Source organism: Stenotrophomonas sp. Sm2128 (genome assembly GCF_030985535.1).
Taxonomy (GTDB): Bacteria; Pseudomonadota; Gammaproteobacteria; order Xanthomonadales; family Xanthomonadaceae; genus Stenotrophomonas; species Stenotrophomonas maltophilia.
Window position 1 is genome coordinate 14,862 of sequence record NZ_JAPTFQ010000007.1, and the last position, 14,253, is coordinate 29,114.

The following is a 14,253-nucleotide window of genomic DNA, read 5'->3' on the forward strand; positions in this document are numbered from 1 at the left end:
TCCGCATTCAACGATGCAGCGCGTCAACAATCAAGCCGGTGGCGATCTCCACCAGCAGGTACTCGTTATCGGACTGGCGCACCCAGCGTCGGTCGCGGCCCGGCTCGCGCAGGTCATAGCGCGCGTAATCGTCTACCCAGTAGCGGCGGTCCACTTCGGCCCACGGCAGGCGCTCGCCACGTCGCCAGGCCTTCTTCTGCCAGCCCGGCGGCGGCGCATCGCGGTGGTGCGGGCCGCCTGCGTGCGGCGGCGGGCCGTTGCCTCGGGCGTGGTGCGGCGGATCGGCGAAGGCGGGGGCCGCGGCCAACGCGGTGGCTGCGCTCAATGCGATGGCAAGCAAACGTGTGGTCTTCATGGGGATGCCTCCGTCATGGCCGCAGCATGCGGCGCTGTGGCGGGAATATAGGGCAATCCATGTGAATGAATGCGGGTGTAGGCGGTGCTTTTCTGAACAGACGGCGCGGCCTGCAGTCGCCGCCAGGCAGCGGATCATTGGACCGCGCCCGGGGCCGAGTCCGTTGCGGCCCAGCCTCCGCCCAACGACAGAAAAAGATCCATTTGCCGGTCAATGCGCTCCGCGCGCGATGCAGCCAATGCGGACTCCGCATCTGCCAGCGCGGCCTGGGCCGAAAGCACGTCGAGAAAATCGATCCTGCCGAAACGGTAGAGTTGCTGTGCCTGCCCGGCGGCCCGCGCTGCGTCCATCCGCGCCTGCGCCAGGCTGTGCTCGCGTTCGAGCTCCTGTGTGCAGGCAGAAAGCGCGGTCTCGGTCTGGCGCAATGCCTGCAGCACGATGCCGTCAAAGGACGCGAGAACTGAATCTGCATTGGCACCGGCCGCTGCGATGCGGGCCTTGGCCGCGCGGCGGTTGGGCCAGTGCCATGACAGCACGGGGCCGATGCTCGCACCGAAGCCGTCAGCCGACAGCAGATGCGCCGGTGTGCCGGCCACGCCCGAAGAGGCGCCCAGGGTGATCTGCGGATAGAGACCCGCCGTCTCAGCGCCGATCATTGCAGTTGCGGCGGCCAGCCTGCGTTCGGCTGCGCGTATGTCAGGGCGCCGCTGGAGCAGCTGCCAGCCGTCACCGATCGGCAATGCTTGCTGCAGCTCAGGGGGCTGCGGGCATGCTTCGGCCTCCCTGGGATAGTCTGCCGGGAGCCTGCCCATCAATGCGGCCAGTTCGAACAGTGCGGCCTGGCGTTCGGCCAGCAGGCGCGGTATCCCCGCCGCGCTGCGGTTGACGGCGGCACCGGCACGGCTGACATCGAAGTCCGTTCCGCGCCCACCTGCAGCCAGCCGTCGGGTTGCCTCCAGCGTGGCGCGCTGTATTGCCAGCACTTGCCGGGTTGCAGTGAGCGTGTGATTGCTTGTGCACACCTGGAGATAGGCACGGGTGACGGCCGCAGCGACGACCACGCGGACCTGGTCGCGTGCCGCAGCAACCGCCTCCGCGTCCGCGTTGGCGGCTTCGATGCCGCGGCGGATGCCACCTACGAGATCCAGCGGATAGGAGAGGTGGAGGCCCAGCGCGTACGACTGCGGCGCGGCCGACGCCTGGGTGTAGCCACCGGCATGGGTGAGGGTGCCCGATGCATCCACGTCCCCTTGCACGGCACCGCGCGCACGGTACTCCAGCACGGTTGCGCTGGCGCGCCGAAGGTTGGCATCGGCGGCGCGCAGGTCGGTATTGGCCGCCAGTGCTTCGCGTACGTAGGCGTCAAGCTGAGGGTCGCCATACAGTTGCCACCACCGATCCGGTGGCGCGTCGTGGCTGAACGATGCCTTCTGGCCCGAGACGAACGCCCGCGCCGCCCGTGGGGAGGCTGCGACAGCGCTCGCCGGCAGGTGATAGTCGGGGCCGGACACGCAGGCCGTCATCGGCAGCAGCAGGGCAAGCAGCCCGCCACGTACTGTCCGCACGCTCACTTGCAGGCTCCCGCTGCCGATGGCGTGATGGTCACATTTGCGGTGCGACCCACGATCAGGCGCGTATCAGGCGGCGCATCATCGATACGGATGCGTACCGGGATGCGCTGTGCCAGCCTCACCCAGGTATAGGTCGGCGCCACGGCCGGCAGCAGGTTGTGAGTGCTTGAGCGCTGATCGTCGGCAATGCCAGCGGCGATGCTGTCAACGTGTCCGCGGACATCGCGGGTGTCGCCCATCAGCCGCGCCACCGCGGCATCGCCCTCGGTGATGCAGGCCAGTTTGGTTTCCTCGAAGTAGCCCTCGATACGCAGGCTGCGGGTGTCGATCAGCGCCAGTGCCTGCGCACCGGGTTGCAGGTAGTCGCCCGCGTGCAGGTCCAGGTTGGTGACGATGCCGTCGGTGGTTGCGCGCACCTCGGTGCGTTGCACGTTGAGCTGGGCGACGCGCTGTTCGGCCCGTGCCTGCGCCAGCGCTGCCAACTCGGTATCGACCTTGGCGGCATTGCGTTCGCGTGTCTCCGAGGCGACCAGGTTGCCAAGTGCGTTGTCCCGTGTCGATTCGCGGCGGGCCAGCGCCAGCGTGGCGCGAGCGCTGCTGACCGCTGCATCGGCCTTCTCAAGCGCGGCAGCCAGGCGTGGCTGATCCAGCACCAGCAGCAGCTGTCCGGCGCTGACCCGCTGGTTGTCGTGCACCAGCACCTGGGTGACCAGTCCCCCCATGTCCGACGCAACGCGCACCACATCGGCGCGCACCCGTCCATCACGCGTCCACGGGCGCATTTCGTAACGCTTCCAGATGGACAGTGCGGCGACGACAGCAATCGCGAATACAACCAGCGTAGCGCTCCAGCGCCCGATGACGGCAAGCAGGTGTTTCATTTCATTTCTCGAGCAGGGGCGAGAGCCGGATCATCAGCTCCGCCAGGATCAGGAACAGGGACAGGCCCACCAAGGGCCGCGCGGCGAACAACCGGTACAGGCCGAGGCTGGCGAGCAGGCGTGAGGTCAGCATCGACAGCACCAGCGCGACGGCGGCCACGGCGAGCAGGCCGGGGATCAGCACGCCATCAATGGAAAGATCAGAAAGCATGAGGTCAGTGCCGATGAGTGAGAGCAGGCGCCAGCAGGTCGCGGCGCAATCCGCAGAGCAGGTGCGACAGATGCCTCTGATCAGCCCCGCTGCTGGCCGCAGCTGCCTCGCGCATGCGGTCCAGCAGTTCCAGAAGATGGATGTCGACACTGCGTGCCGAGGGGGCGCGAACCCCGAAATGTGCAGCGATGCGTTCGACCAGCGCCGCATGAAGCGTCCGAACCTGCGGGTTGTGCAGCCGCTTTTCCAGCGCGCGGAGTTGGCTGGATGCACGTGCCGCACGCACGTCCGCAAACAATGCCCGCAGGTCGTGTGCGGCGCTGGAACGGCCTTGCAACCTGGGAGCGAGCAGCCCGATTCGATCCAGCATGCGGCTGAGCCAGGCCCGGGTCACATCACCTTGACCGGCGGCGTGGCGTGCGATGTCCCGACGGATCGAACGCTCCAGCCGAGCGCGGTTGCGGCCCGCATCGGCGGTCTGGAACAGCTGCATGCTGCACAGTGCCACCGTCGTACCCACGAACAACGCAACGCTGTTGTTGAGTGCGCCGACGATGTTGACCGTATTGGTCGCGCCCAGGCCGGCGATGAGCGGAAACGTCAGCACCACGCCCAGGGCGGCCATGATGAAGGGTGGCCGGGCCAGGAACGATCCGCACAGCAGCAGCACCGGCGCGAGCGCGGCAATCAGGCCGGTGATATCGGACAACGCGGGGAAGATCAGCAGGCCGTAGAGCAGGCCGACGGCAACGCCGATCGACGACCCCACCAGATAGCGCATGACATGCGGCGCAGGCGCTTCGATCGTGCCGAACAGCACGCACGCCGTGCCGATGATGGACACCGCCGTGGCGCCCTCCGACCAGCCGGTAACGATCCACAGAACGCCGCTCAGCAGGATACCGACGAACGCGCCCAGCGCGCTACGCAGGGCAAGTCGATGGTCCCGGTGAAGTACCGCACCGTGCGCACGTCGCGCAAGGCGGGCAGGTACATGCCGGCGCCAGTCGGGCCGGGCAGTGTGCAGTTGCGCCTGCAGCACGCGGCAGTCGGCGTGGGCGAGGTCGAGCTCGGCCTGTTGCGCGGCGAGGCCGGTCTGTATCAGCTCGCGCCAGCCAGGCGAATCCATCGCGCTGGCCTGTGGTGAGCGCAGCCGTGCGATGGAATCTTCCACCGCGCTGGACAGCATCAGTACGTCCAGCATCCGGTCATGCAGGGCACGCAGGATCTGCACCTGGGCCACGCCGTGGGCGCTGTCGAAGGGCAGGTGGATCGACAGCACATGCAGCTCAAGCAGGTCGGCGGCCACTTTCGAGCGGTCCGTCGCCAGTACCGCGTCCGATGCACCGGCGCGCATGTCCCGTGTCCATCGTTCCGCATCTTCCAGCACGGCAGCAACCCGTGCGTGCACGCGCATCGAGACCCGACGCGGCAGCACCAACCCATGTACCAGCGTGGCGGCCAGGATGCCGATGGCGATTTCCTGCACCCGCGTGATGGCAATGGTGAACACGTCTCCCGGCACCATCACCGCAGGAAACCCGATCAGGCTGGTGGTATAGCCGGCCAGCAGGAACGCATAGGCACGTGGCGTGCGGTCGAGCATCGCCAGGTACAGGCACAGCGCCATCCAGGTGGCGAGCGCGGCGCTCAGCACCAGGGGCGCATTGGCGAAACGGGGCACCAGCGCGACGGTGGCGATGGCCCCGCCGACGGTACCGAGCAGGCGGAACAGACCTCGGCTGAGCGTTGCGCCGGACAACGTTTGCGACACCAGATAGACCGTGCCGATCACCCAGAACGGGCGGTTCAAGCCGATCCGTAGAGAGACATACAGCCCAAGCGATGCGGCGAGCAGGCATTTGAGCGAGAATAGCACCGCCTCCTGGTCGGTCCTGAGGGTAGGGCTTTTGAACCGTGCAAATGCCTGGAGCACATGGGGGCGGAGCGGGCTGGGGGAGTGCATGCGGCTCATGCTAGTGATCGGCCGGCATGGCGAATTTCGCTACAATGACAACCAATCGCTAAAATTGGTCAATGTGAGAATGGCTCGCATTTCGCTCCCAGGCTTTGACCTGGACCCGGACGAGACCGATCGCCCGGCGGTTGCCAGCCGCCTGCAGGTGGCCGAGCACGACGCGGAAATTCCGGTGCATGAGCATCGAAAGGGTCAGCTCATTCTTGCGCTGCATGGGGCGGTGACCTGCGAAGTGGCCAATGCGCTGTGGATCGTGCCGCCCCAGTGTGGCGTCTGGATTCCGGGCGGCATGCCGCACAGCAACCGCGCCACCGCCAACGCGCGCCTGTGCTACCTGTTCGTCGAGCCCGGCATCGTCGACCTGCCGGCGCAGTGCGTAACGCTGGCCATCTCGCCGATGCTGCGCGAGATGATCCTGCACCTGGCCGACGCGCCGCTGGACTACCCGCATGGCAGCCACACCGACCGGCTGGCGCGGGTGTTGCTGGACGAGCTGGTACAGATGCCGGCTGAGCATCTGTCGCTGCCGGTCAGCCATCACCCGAAGGTGCGTGTGCTGGCTGCGGCGCTGTCGGCGGATCCGGCAGACCGCAGCACCATCGGCCAGTGGGCCGTGCGCCTGGCCCTGGGCGAGCGCACGTTGACCCGCCTCATCGAACGGGAAACGGGACTGTCCTTCGGGCGCTGGCGGCAGCAACTGCACCTGCTCATCGCCATTCGGGAACTCGCCGCCGGTGCACCCGTACAACGCGTTTCCGAGACGCTGGGCTATGAGTCGGTGACGGCCTTCATCACGATGTTCAAGAAAGCGCTTGGCCTTTCCCCGGCGCGGTACTTCGCGGTTCGCCTGCGCGGGCAGTAGCGGGGAACAACGGGGGAAGCCGTTGCCTGGAATGGCTACTTCGAGGTGCCGGAGACCGATTGAATCGCGGCCACCACCGCAGCAGGATCCTCGCGCTGGAGGGTATGCCCGGTCGCCAGGTAGCGATGCGTACCGCGCGTGAACCCTGAGAAGAGCAGGGCGTGCTGCGCCTTCCAGAGCGCCTTGCCCGCTGCGGTTTCCTCGAAGAACAGCGGTTCGGCAGCCAGCTGGGTTGCAGTCAGCAGCGCAACCGGCACGTCGGGCATCGTGCGCGGAGTCTCCGCACCGGGTGCATCCAGCTGTTCGGTCAGCACGGCGTAGTCGGCGGCCATGGCCGGCGGCAGCATTGCCCGCAGTTGGGCATCGTCTGCCTGCACGCGTGCACTGTCGGCCTGCTTGAACGCATGGCGCTGTCCCATCGTGGCCGGGTCCACCAGCACCAGGCCCTGCAGGCGCTCCGGATGGCGGCGTGCAAACTCCGTGGCCAGCAGGCCGCCATAGGAATGACCCACCAGCACAACGCGGCGACCGGGTGCGAGGGTATCGATCACGGCCGTGAGGTCGGCCAGATGCCCATCGATGCGCTTGGGGTGACCGTCGCTACCGGACTTGCCGAGTCCTGCACGGGCGTAGGTGATGCTGTGATAGTCGCGCCCCAGACCCGCAACCACCTCCTTCCAGGCGCCCGCGCCCTGCCCGAAACCGGATTCAAAGACCACGGTGATCGGGCCGGACCCGGTCTCTTCGGCCTGCAGTGCGTAGGCGCCGCGATCCACCTGGATTTCCCCTGCGTGGGCGGTGCCTGCAGCGACCATCATCGCGGCCAGCACCCACAACGTCACTCGGCTGCTCTTCATTGCCATTCCCCTGGGCCGTGACGCGTGCCAGCCCTTCCGATGGGTCAGGTCTGCAGCGGAGCGCCGCAGCCTGCCGACCTCGCGACAGGTCGTGCTGGTAATGTAGTGAGGTATAACACCGACTCCCTGTGCAGGAAGTCATGGGGACGGGGCGTAGACCGCTGAATGGCGTTGGATGCTTGAATCTGTGATCGGTTACGCGGCTCCACACTTGAACGTGCAAGCGTCCTCAACGATAAAGGCGGCATTTGGCACTGCCGCATTCCGGACCAGGGACGATCCGAAGCATGACGCGGGGCACAGCTCCGCGTTCTCGTTCCCGCCGGCGCTGTGTTCGTCCAGGAAGGAGAACAGGGATGTTGGAACGACTGAAGACCATTTTGTGTGCCGTGCTGGCGATCGTTGCCGTTGGCTGCATTGCGCCGGCTGTTGTACAGGCGCAGGAAAGCAAGATCACCTGGCGTATTTCGCAGCCCGGTGGCGATGCGACCCAGTACAAGACCCAGCAGGCGGCGGTGGCCGCCATCAAGAACCTGCCGGCGCCCAGCCCCTTCCCGCCGGAGTTCCAGTTCGGCTGGCAGTACGTCGACAAGATCAAGTCGAAAGTCGTGGACTTGAACGGAAACACGTCGATTACCTACTGGATGGGAAAGACGCAGCCATCCGACCCTGACTGGACCTACTACGGCGCGGGTGATGGTGGCTTCCTGTCCGAAGAGGAAGTGCTGGAAGCGCTCATTGCAGACTTGCAGGACATCAATCCCCAGTGTCCTGGGGAAACTGCTGTGCCGGAAGGAGAATGGGGCCCAACTGCTCCAGGGATGGACGGAATTTCGGAGGTCAGGGAGTACCGGGTCACCGGCATGCTGGGCAGCAATTCGGCGGAGTCTCCGTGCGTGCCCTTCGACGCAGGAACGACAGGGCTTGCTCGCATGCGACGCTTGAACTGCCCGATCCCCTTCACGCAGTGGTCCAACAAGCACAACGCCTGCGTCAACGAGGAATTCGTTGCGACCATCGCCTCGAAGTCGCAGAAGTGCGACAAGGACGGCGGCAACGGTAGCTGCCCCATGCCCCGCAACGATACAGCGGCGAACATGAGTCCGATTCCCGACAAGGACCCGGCCTCCAACGGCGGTACCTGCGACGGCAATGTCGGCAACCCATGTGATGTTAAAACGGGCGAGAAGTATGAGATCGCGCAGGACTTTGATCTGGGCTGGATCGCACTGACGCGCTTCTATCACTCCGGTATTTCTACTTCATCCGGTGGCTTCGGCTATGGCTGGACCCATTCGCTGGGCGCCCACCTGGCACTGGATGGTGTTGACAGTGTTGGCATCATTGAAAGCACCGGTTTCCAGCGGGCGTTCAAGAAGATCGGCCAGGCCTATGAGGCGGACGACGACAGTGGCGATCGTCTGGTCCAGAACGGCAACTGGACACTGTACTCGGCGGGTTCCATCTCGATCTTCGGCGCGGACGGGCGTCTGACCGCCAAGCGCTTCCCGGATGGCACGTCGCTGACCTACATCTACGATGACAGCGACCGCCTTGCGGCCGTCACCCACAGCAGTGGCCGCACACTGGAGTTCGTCTACCAGTCCAACGACTATGAGGCGCTGATCAGTTCGGTGCTGGTCGAAGGCATTGCGCTCGCCACCTATACCTATACGCCGCAGAACCAGGTCGCCACGGTGACCTATGCGGGTGGCGGTGTGCGCACGTATCACTACGAGAACCAGGCTTTCCCCCAGCACCTGACGGGTATCACCGCCGAGGACGGTCGCCGCTACAGCACCTTTACCTACGATTCCATCGGCCGTGTGATCTCCAGTCAGCATGCCGGCGGTGCCGATGGTGTGACACTGGCCTACAGCCCCAACGGCGGTGCAGTCGTGACCGACGCGCTTGGGCGGCAGACCGACTACACCCTGACACCCGGCGGCGACACCGCGCCGTCGCGCAAGGTAACCGGCCTGAGTGATTCGCAGGGAACCGTCAGCCGGACCTACTACGACCAGAGTGTCGACTTCCGCCGGCGCCTGGATACCTACACCGATCGCCGCGGCATCCAGACCAAGCACACCTATGCGCAGGGCACCGATCCGGTGAGCGGTCGTGCCGTCAGCATCCATACCGTGACCGAAGCGGTCGGCCTGCCCGAACAGCGGGTGGTGACCACCGCGCGCGAAGTCGAAACCAATGCGGTACTGACCACCCGCATCGGCAATCGTGAAACCCGAACGTCCTTCAATACCCGGCGTCAGCCGACAACCAACACGGTGACCGACACCGCGTCCGGTCAGACGCGCATCACCAGCTACACGTACTGCGAAGCCGCTGATGTGGCAGCGGCAGGCAGCTGCCCGGTGGAGGGGCTGCTGAAGAGTGTGGATGGCCCGCGCACGGATGTGGCCGATGACGTTACCTATGCCTATTACTCGGCGGATGATGCAGGGTGCGCGACCGGAGGTGCCTGCACTTATCGCAAGGGCGACCTGCGCAGCGTGACCAATGCGCTGGGCCAGACGGTCGAGACCTCGGCCTACGACGCGTTCGGGCGGCCGTTGTCGGTCAAGGACGCCAACGGCGTGGTGACTGATTACACCTACCATCCCCGCGGCTGGCCGACCTCCATCACCGTGCGCGGCGCGACCACTGCCGAGAATCGGGTCACCCAGATCAGCTACTGGCCGACCGGCCAGGTGCAACAGATCACCGAGCCCGACGGCAGCAGCGTTTCCTATGTCTACGATGCGGCGCTGCGCTTGACCGATATCGAGGACAACGCGGGCAACACGATTCACTACACGCTGGACAATGCCGGCAATCGCCTCAAGGAAGAGACGCTCGATGCAGGCGGTACCCTGCGCCGTACCCTGGCACGGACGTTCAACACGCTCGGTCAGCTGACCGCGCTGAAGGACGCCGGCAATCATGCTACCGGCTTTGCCTACGATGCCAACGGCAACCCCCAGACGATCACCGACGCCCTGCAGCGCGTGACCAGCCAGCAGTACGACCCGCTCAACCGATTGGCGCAGACCCTGCAGGATGCCGGCGGCGTGGCGGCGGAGATCCGCAGCCAGTACAACGCGCTGGACCAGGTCACCCAGGTCACCGACCCGAAAGGCCTGCATACGACCTATGCCTACAACGGGCTCGGTGATCTGACCGGGCAGGTCAGCCCGGACAGTGGCGCCAGCAGCTTCACCGTGGACGCCGCCGGCAACCGCAAGACGGCCACCGATGCACGCGGCATCACCGCCACCTATCACTACGATGCACTCAACCGCCTGATCGGCATCGCCTACCCGGACCCCAATCTGGACGTGGGCTACAGCTACGACGTGGCACCTGCCGCGTGTACCGCCGACGAGCGCTTTGCCAAGGGGCGCGTGGGGCAGGTGCTGCACGCCAATGGCAGCACCCAGTACTGCCATGACCGCTTTGGCCAGGTCACCCGCAAGGTGCAGACCGTCAATGGTGTCGCCAGCACGCTGCGCTACGCCTACAGCAAGTCGGGTCGCCTGAGCGCGTTGACCTACCCCGACGGAAGCGTGGCCGACTACGTGCGCGATACCCAAGGGCGCATCAGCCAGATCGGTCTGACCCGCCCCGGCCAGGCGCGCCAGATCGTGGTGAACAACGTGACCTACGCGGCCTTCGGCCCGGCGACGGGCTGGACCTATGGCAACGGCCGCCAGCTGCAGCGTCCGTTGGATCTGGATTACCGCCCGCAGGCGGTACACGACCCGGCCGCAGGTGGCCTGTCACTGGGATATAGCTATGACCCGGTCGGTTCGATCACCGAGCTGAAGAACGGCGCAGGTTCGACGGTGCTGGCCAAGTACGCCTACGACACGCTGGGCCGCCTGACCCAGACCCAGGACGGCGCGACCGGCACGCCGATTGAAACCTATGCCTACGACGCCACCGGCAATCGCACCGCGCTGACCACGTCGGCAGGCACCGCCAGCTACACCTACCCCGCAACCAGCCATCGCCTGACTGCGGTGGATGGCGAAACGCGCACCCATGACGCAGCGGGCAATACCACCAGCATCGGCAGCAAGACCTTCACCTACAACGACGCCAACCGCATGAATGCGGTGAAGCAGGGCAATGCGGTGCTGGAAAGCTACGCCTACAACCATCGTGGCGAGCGCGTGTTGCGCACCCCGGCCGGTGGCGCAGCGCAGATCACCCTGTATGACGAGGTAGGGCAGTGGCTGGGCAACTACTCGGCCACGGGCCAGGCGCAGCAGCAGGCCATCTGGCTGGACAACTACCCGGTGGCGCTGATTAATGTGCCGGCTACCGGCGTGCCGGAGCTGGCCTACGTGCAGCCGGATCATCTGGGCACACCGCGCGTGGTGATCGATCCGGTACGGAATGTCGCGATCTGGGAGTGGAGCAACAAGAGCGAGGTGTTCGGCAACCAGATTCCGAGTGCCGACCCGGATGGGGATGGTGTGGCGCTCGAGCTGGCGCTGCGATTCCCGGGCCAGCAGGCGACGGACGCGAGTGGGCTGTTCTACAACTACCAGCGCGAGTACGACGCTGCGACCGGACGCTATACGCAAGCGGATCCCATAGGCTTGTCCGGCGGCATTTCCGCGTACGGGTATTCGAATGCCTCTCCGCTTCTTGCGGCTGACCCACTTGGGCTTGAGCCCGTGTTCGATACAAGTACGTGCGGCGGACAGCTGGGAATGGTGACTTGTGATGGCAATGGAGGATTTCTGGTCAGTGTCTGCAATTCAGGCTGCGACAAGATATGCACCGTTATGCATGAGCGAAACCATAAGGCGTTATTGGAAAAGAGGGTTCCTAATGCCTGCGTGGGTAGGCCTAAAGGTGCAAGCCCATTCCCAAAGGACTGGGAATATGGTGGGATCGAGCATCGGCAGCTGGCCAATGAGCTTGAGTGTCGTGCATATCAAGAGCAGATGATCTGTGCAACTCGGCTGCGCGATGGAGGACTCGGAGGCGCCGCAGTAGACAAGGCCTACAGCAGGGCAGTAAAGGAAAGGAGCAACAGGCAATGCGATGCATTCGGATACTAGCCATCCTCTCGCTCGTTCTGGGCCAGCTGGGGTGCCGGGATGAGGTTGAGAGTTCAACGTACCCCATGGGTCAGACGGGAAAGAGTTGCACTGCCTACAAAGGCTTTGATCGCCAGCCTCCCGAAGTGGTTGTTACGGAACTGGCCAGACGGGGGTTGGACAGTCGCAGGTTGATCCATAAAACAGTTTGCGGCTCGATCACCAGCTGGGAGATCCTTCCCGCAGGGGCGTCAATCAATCGGATACCTCCCCCAGATACCTACGTGAACGTCTGGCTGAGGGAAGACGGCTCTGTTTCCGTCAGTACGGACCTCCCTTGATGTCGGCGCTCTGATGCTCACGCATCGGGCCAGCGCGCCTGCGCAATAGGTCAGCTAAGGCGAAGTCGCGCTCACTTGATGTCATCCGGGTGGACCGCGCGTGGCAATCGCTCGGTCCCGATGTCCCGGTTTGGGCGCGTAGCAGAAAGAGCGAAGTGTTTGGCAACCAGATTCCGAGTGCCGACCCGGACGGGGATGGTGTGGCAGTCGAGCTGGCGCTGCGCTTCCCGGGCCAGCAGGCCACGGATGCGAGTGGGTTGTTCTACAACTATCAGCGCGAGTACGACCCGGCGGTGGGGCGGTACTCGCAGAGTGATGCTATTGGATTGAAGGGGGGCATCAGCGCTTACGCTTATGTCGATTCGAATCCAACCATTGCTACCGATCCGAAGGGGCTGGCAAAGAAGAGAGCGTGTGTCGCGGCCTACATCGCTGGAGGTGCGGTTTGCGGCGGTGCGGCGGGCTACTACGGAGGAGGCGCTGTGGGAGGCATCAGCGGCGCGGCGGCTTGCAGTCCATCAGGCCCAGGGGCAGCAGTCTGCGCCATCGGCGGCGCGGCTGGCGGGAGTGCTCTCGGCGGTGCCGCAGGTTCGGTGGTCGGCGGGTTTCTGGGCAATATCGCCGGTCAGGCGATGTGTTCGGACGAGGAGGGAGAAGATTGTGAGGCCCTGCTACGGACTGACACGGATACCTGCAATGGAATCACCAGGGTGCGTGGCGCAAGAGCCGGTGCGGTCTGTCATGCGTCGGCGACGCAGAGATATGCTGCGTGTCTTAGCGGAAGCCCTATTCCGCCATTGAATACATGGAGCAATTGACAATGAATACGTATGACCATCTCGTCTGTGTTGATGAAGATGCAAAGGAATTGGTTGTTTTTCGGGTGGGGGCAGATGGGAAGAGGACCTTGTTCACCAGGGTGGCGCTTCCGCAGGTTGAGGGATGGTCTGCCGAGTTGCAGGATCTTGCGAGAGCGCTCGGCGAGAACCTGCTGATCGACTCTCCGGTGATCCGGCGGATTCTCAATGTGTGAGACATGAAACAGGGAGCTCCTCAGCCCTCCAGGAAGGTCCGTGGCATAGCATGAGAGCGTTTGATCTGCGATGTTTGAAAAAGGACGCCGAGAAAAGCGGAATGCGGGCCGTTGGAAATTTCTTGATTGCCTTGTATACGCGAGATGTGATCTTTGGGTTTGCGATAGACCCTGCGCCGTCTGCTATCTACTTATGGACCTTTATCTCTAGGTCAGAGGATTGCAAGTGCGGAAGTGGATAGAGTTTTTTTCGCGGAATGCGTGAGGGGCTTTAAGTTGCCAATGTCCAATGTTATTAAAAATAGATTAGATGCGATTCATTCTGTACTGAAGAATGGTGGTGAACCGGGAATCGCAGCATCTTCTGGAGACGTGGTCTGTTCAGACGGCTCGATTGGTCGGCGGCAGCTCCTGGGGCAGCGGACGGTAGCGAATTGTCTCGCTGGGCGCAGCCCCAACGCAGCAGGGAATACACGCTCTGGCAGCAGATCGTTTACCTGCAGCGACCCGGTGCGTGATGTCGCGATCTGGGATTGGAGCAACAAGAGCGAAGTGTTCGGCAACCAGATTCCGAGTGCCGATCCGGATGGGGATGGTGTGGCGTTCGAGCTTGCGTTGCGCTTCCCGGGCCAGCAGGCGACGGATGCGAGTGGGTTGTTCTACAACTATCAGCGGAATACGTCCCTGCAGTGGGGCTGTATTCGCAGAGTGATCGCATTGGACTACTTTGGGGGATTGCAAGCTTTGCGTATGTTGGTGGGAATCCTATTTCACAGTCCGATTCTCTGGGATTGTGCGAAGACGATAATGGTTCTGATGCGTCCATTCATCAAAAGACATATGGCAAGTACTTCAAGTCATGCATGTCTTACGTTCAGCCTCCGACATGGTTGACTTTGCCGGTGTCTAGTGCATCCGTTCTGATATTGTTTGTTGAAGTGCCCTTTGTTGCCGGTGTTGCAACAGTGGGAGGAGGAGCGCTGGCGAGCTATGAGGTTGGAGCAGCTATAGTCTGCGCTATGGCTGGAATTCAAACTCTGCAGTGAGCCCTATGAAACTGACACGCGGGGGGCTTCTTACATTTTCTGGGATTTGGCTAGCACTTTCGGCCTT

General features: G+C 63.9%; 11 protein-coding genes. 5 read left to right on the forward strand and 6 right to left on the reverse strand.

Going from position 1 to position 14,253, the window contains the following annotated elements; genetic code table 11:
* Positions 1-7: 7 nt before the first annotated feature.
* The 5 genes from O0K41_RS03635 to O0K41_RS03655 form a co-directional block, all read right to left on the reverse strand.
* Positions 8-355 carry an RcnB family protein gene (locus O0K41_RS03635; RefSeq protein ID WP_005409930.1) on the reverse strand — a complete coding sequence of 116 codons (348 nt, stop codon included), beginning with the start codon at positions 353-355 and terminating at the stop codon, positions 8-10.
* 134 nt (positions 356-489) lie between these two features.
* On the reverse strand, positions 490-1,926 hold the full coding sequence (locus O0K41_RS03640; RefSeq protein WP_099604959.1) for an efflux transporter outer membrane subunit: 1,437 nt from the start codon (positions 1,924-1,926) through the stop codon (positions 490-492).
* Positions 1,923-2,807 (reverse strand): biotin/lipoyl-binding protein, encoded by an 885-nt coding sequence (locus tag O0K41_RS03645; RefSeq protein WP_053451689.1) that lies wholly within the window; start codon positions 2,805-2,807, stop codon positions 1,923-1,925. The genes O0K41_RS03640 and O0K41_RS03645 overlap by 4 nt, the downstream gene beginning before the upstream one ends.
* A 1-nt stretch (position 2,808) precedes the next feature.
* A complete protein-coding gene (locus tag O0K41_RS03650; RefSeq protein ID WP_108269738.1) occupies positions 2,809-3,018 on the reverse strand; it encodes a DUF1656 domain-containing protein in 210 nt (69 codons plus the stop codon).
* A gap of 4 nt (positions 3,019-3,022) precedes the next feature.
* Positions 3,023-4,984 (reverse strand): FUSC family protein, encoded by a 1,962-nt coding sequence (locus O0K41_RS03655; protein ID WP_237398851.1) that lies wholly within the window; start codon positions 4,982-4,984, stop codon positions 3,023-3,025.
* A 79-nt stretch (positions 4,985-5,063) separates the two neighbouring features.
* On the opposite strand from O0K41_RS03655, the gene O0K41_RS03660 reads away from it, so the two are divergent.
* A complete protein-coding gene (locus tag O0K41_RS03660) occupies positions 5,064-5,858 on the forward strand; it encodes a helix-turn-helix transcriptional regulator (RefSeq protein WP_049451571.1) in 795 nt (264 codons plus the stop codon).
* A 35-nt stretch (positions 5,859-5,893) separates the two neighbouring features.
* Here the strand turns inward: O0K41_RS03660 and O0K41_RS03665 are convergent, their stop codons facing one another.
* Entirely contained in the window at positions 5,894-6,715 is an 822-nt protein-coding gene (locus tag O0K41_RS03665) for an alpha/beta hydrolase (RefSeq protein WP_164221988.1), read from the reverse strand.
* Between the two features lie 356 nt (positions 6,716-7,071).
* Between O0K41_RS03665 and O0K41_RS03670 the strand changes: the two genes are divergently transcribed.
* The 4 genes from O0K41_RS03670 to O0K41_RS03685 all read left to right on the forward strand — a co-directional run bounded on the left by O0K41_RS03670 (position 7,072) and on the right by O0K41_RS03685 (position 14,034).
* A complete protein-coding gene (locus O0K41_RS03670; protein WP_164221987.1) occupies positions 7,072-11,787 on the forward strand; it encodes an RHS repeat-associated core domain-containing protein in 4,716 nt (1,571 codons plus the stop codon).
* Between the two features lie 475 nt (positions 11,788-12,262).
* Entirely contained in the window at positions 12,263-12,925 is a 663-nt protein-coding gene (locus O0K41_RS03675; protein ID WP_272929263.1) for an RHS repeat-associated core domain-containing protein, read from the forward strand.
* A 2-nt stretch (positions 12,926-12,927) separates the two neighbouring features.
* On the forward strand, positions 12,928-13,140 hold the full coding sequence (locus tag O0K41_RS03680; protein ID WP_227833054.1) for a hypothetical protein: 213 nt from the start codon (positions 12,928-12,930) through the stop codon (positions 13,138-13,140).
* Positions 13,141-13,422: 282 nt separating this feature from the next.
* Positions 13,423-14,034 (forward strand): hypothetical protein, encoded by a 612-nt coding sequence (locus O0K41_RS03685; RefSeq protein WP_176414823.1) that lies wholly within the window; start codon positions 13,423-13,425, stop codon positions 14,032-14,034.
* Positions 14,035-14,253 lie beyond the last annotated feature (219 nt).

What these genes read in the sequence shown, in the direction of transcription:
- O0K41_RS03635 (WP_005409930.1), bottom strand. Translation starts at nt 355, where the DNA reads ATGAAGACCACACGTTTGCTTGCCATCGCATTGAGCGCAGCCACCGCG.
- O0K41_RS03645 (WP_053451689.1), bottom strand. Translation starts at nt 2,807, where the DNA reads ATGAAACACCTGCTTGCCGTCATCGGGCGCTGGAGCGCTACGCTGGTT.
- O0K41_RS03650 (WP_108269738.1), bottom strand. Translation starts at nt 3,018, where the DNA reads ATGCTTTCTGATCTTTCCATTGATGGCGTGCTGATCCCCGGCCTGCTC.
- O0K41_RS03655 (WP_237398851.1), bottom strand. Translation starts at nt 4,984, where the DNA reads ATGCACTCCCCCAGCCCGCTCCGCCCCCATGTGCTCCAGGCATTTGCA.
- O0K41_RS03660 (WP_049451571.1), top strand. Translation starts at nt 5,064, where the DNA reads ATGGCTCGCATTTCGCTCCCAGGCTTTGACCTGGACCCGGACGAGACC.
- O0K41_RS03665 (WP_164221988.1), bottom strand. Translation starts at nt 6,715, where the DNA reads ATGAAGAGCAGCCGAGTGACGTTGTGGGTGCTGGCCGCGATGATGGTC.
- O0K41_RS03670 (WP_164221987.1), top strand. Translation starts at nt 7,072, where the DNA reads ATGTTGGAACGACTGAAGACCATTTTGTGTGCCGTGCTGGCGATCGTT.
- O0K41_RS03680 (WP_227833054.1), top strand. Translation starts at nt 12,928, where the DNA reads ATGAATACGTATGACCATCTCGTCTGTGTTGATGAAGATGCAAAGGAA.
- O0K41_RS03685 (WP_176414823.1), top strand. Translation starts at nt 13,423, where the DNA reads ATGTCCAATGTTATTAAAAATAGATTAGATGCGATTCATTCTGTACTG.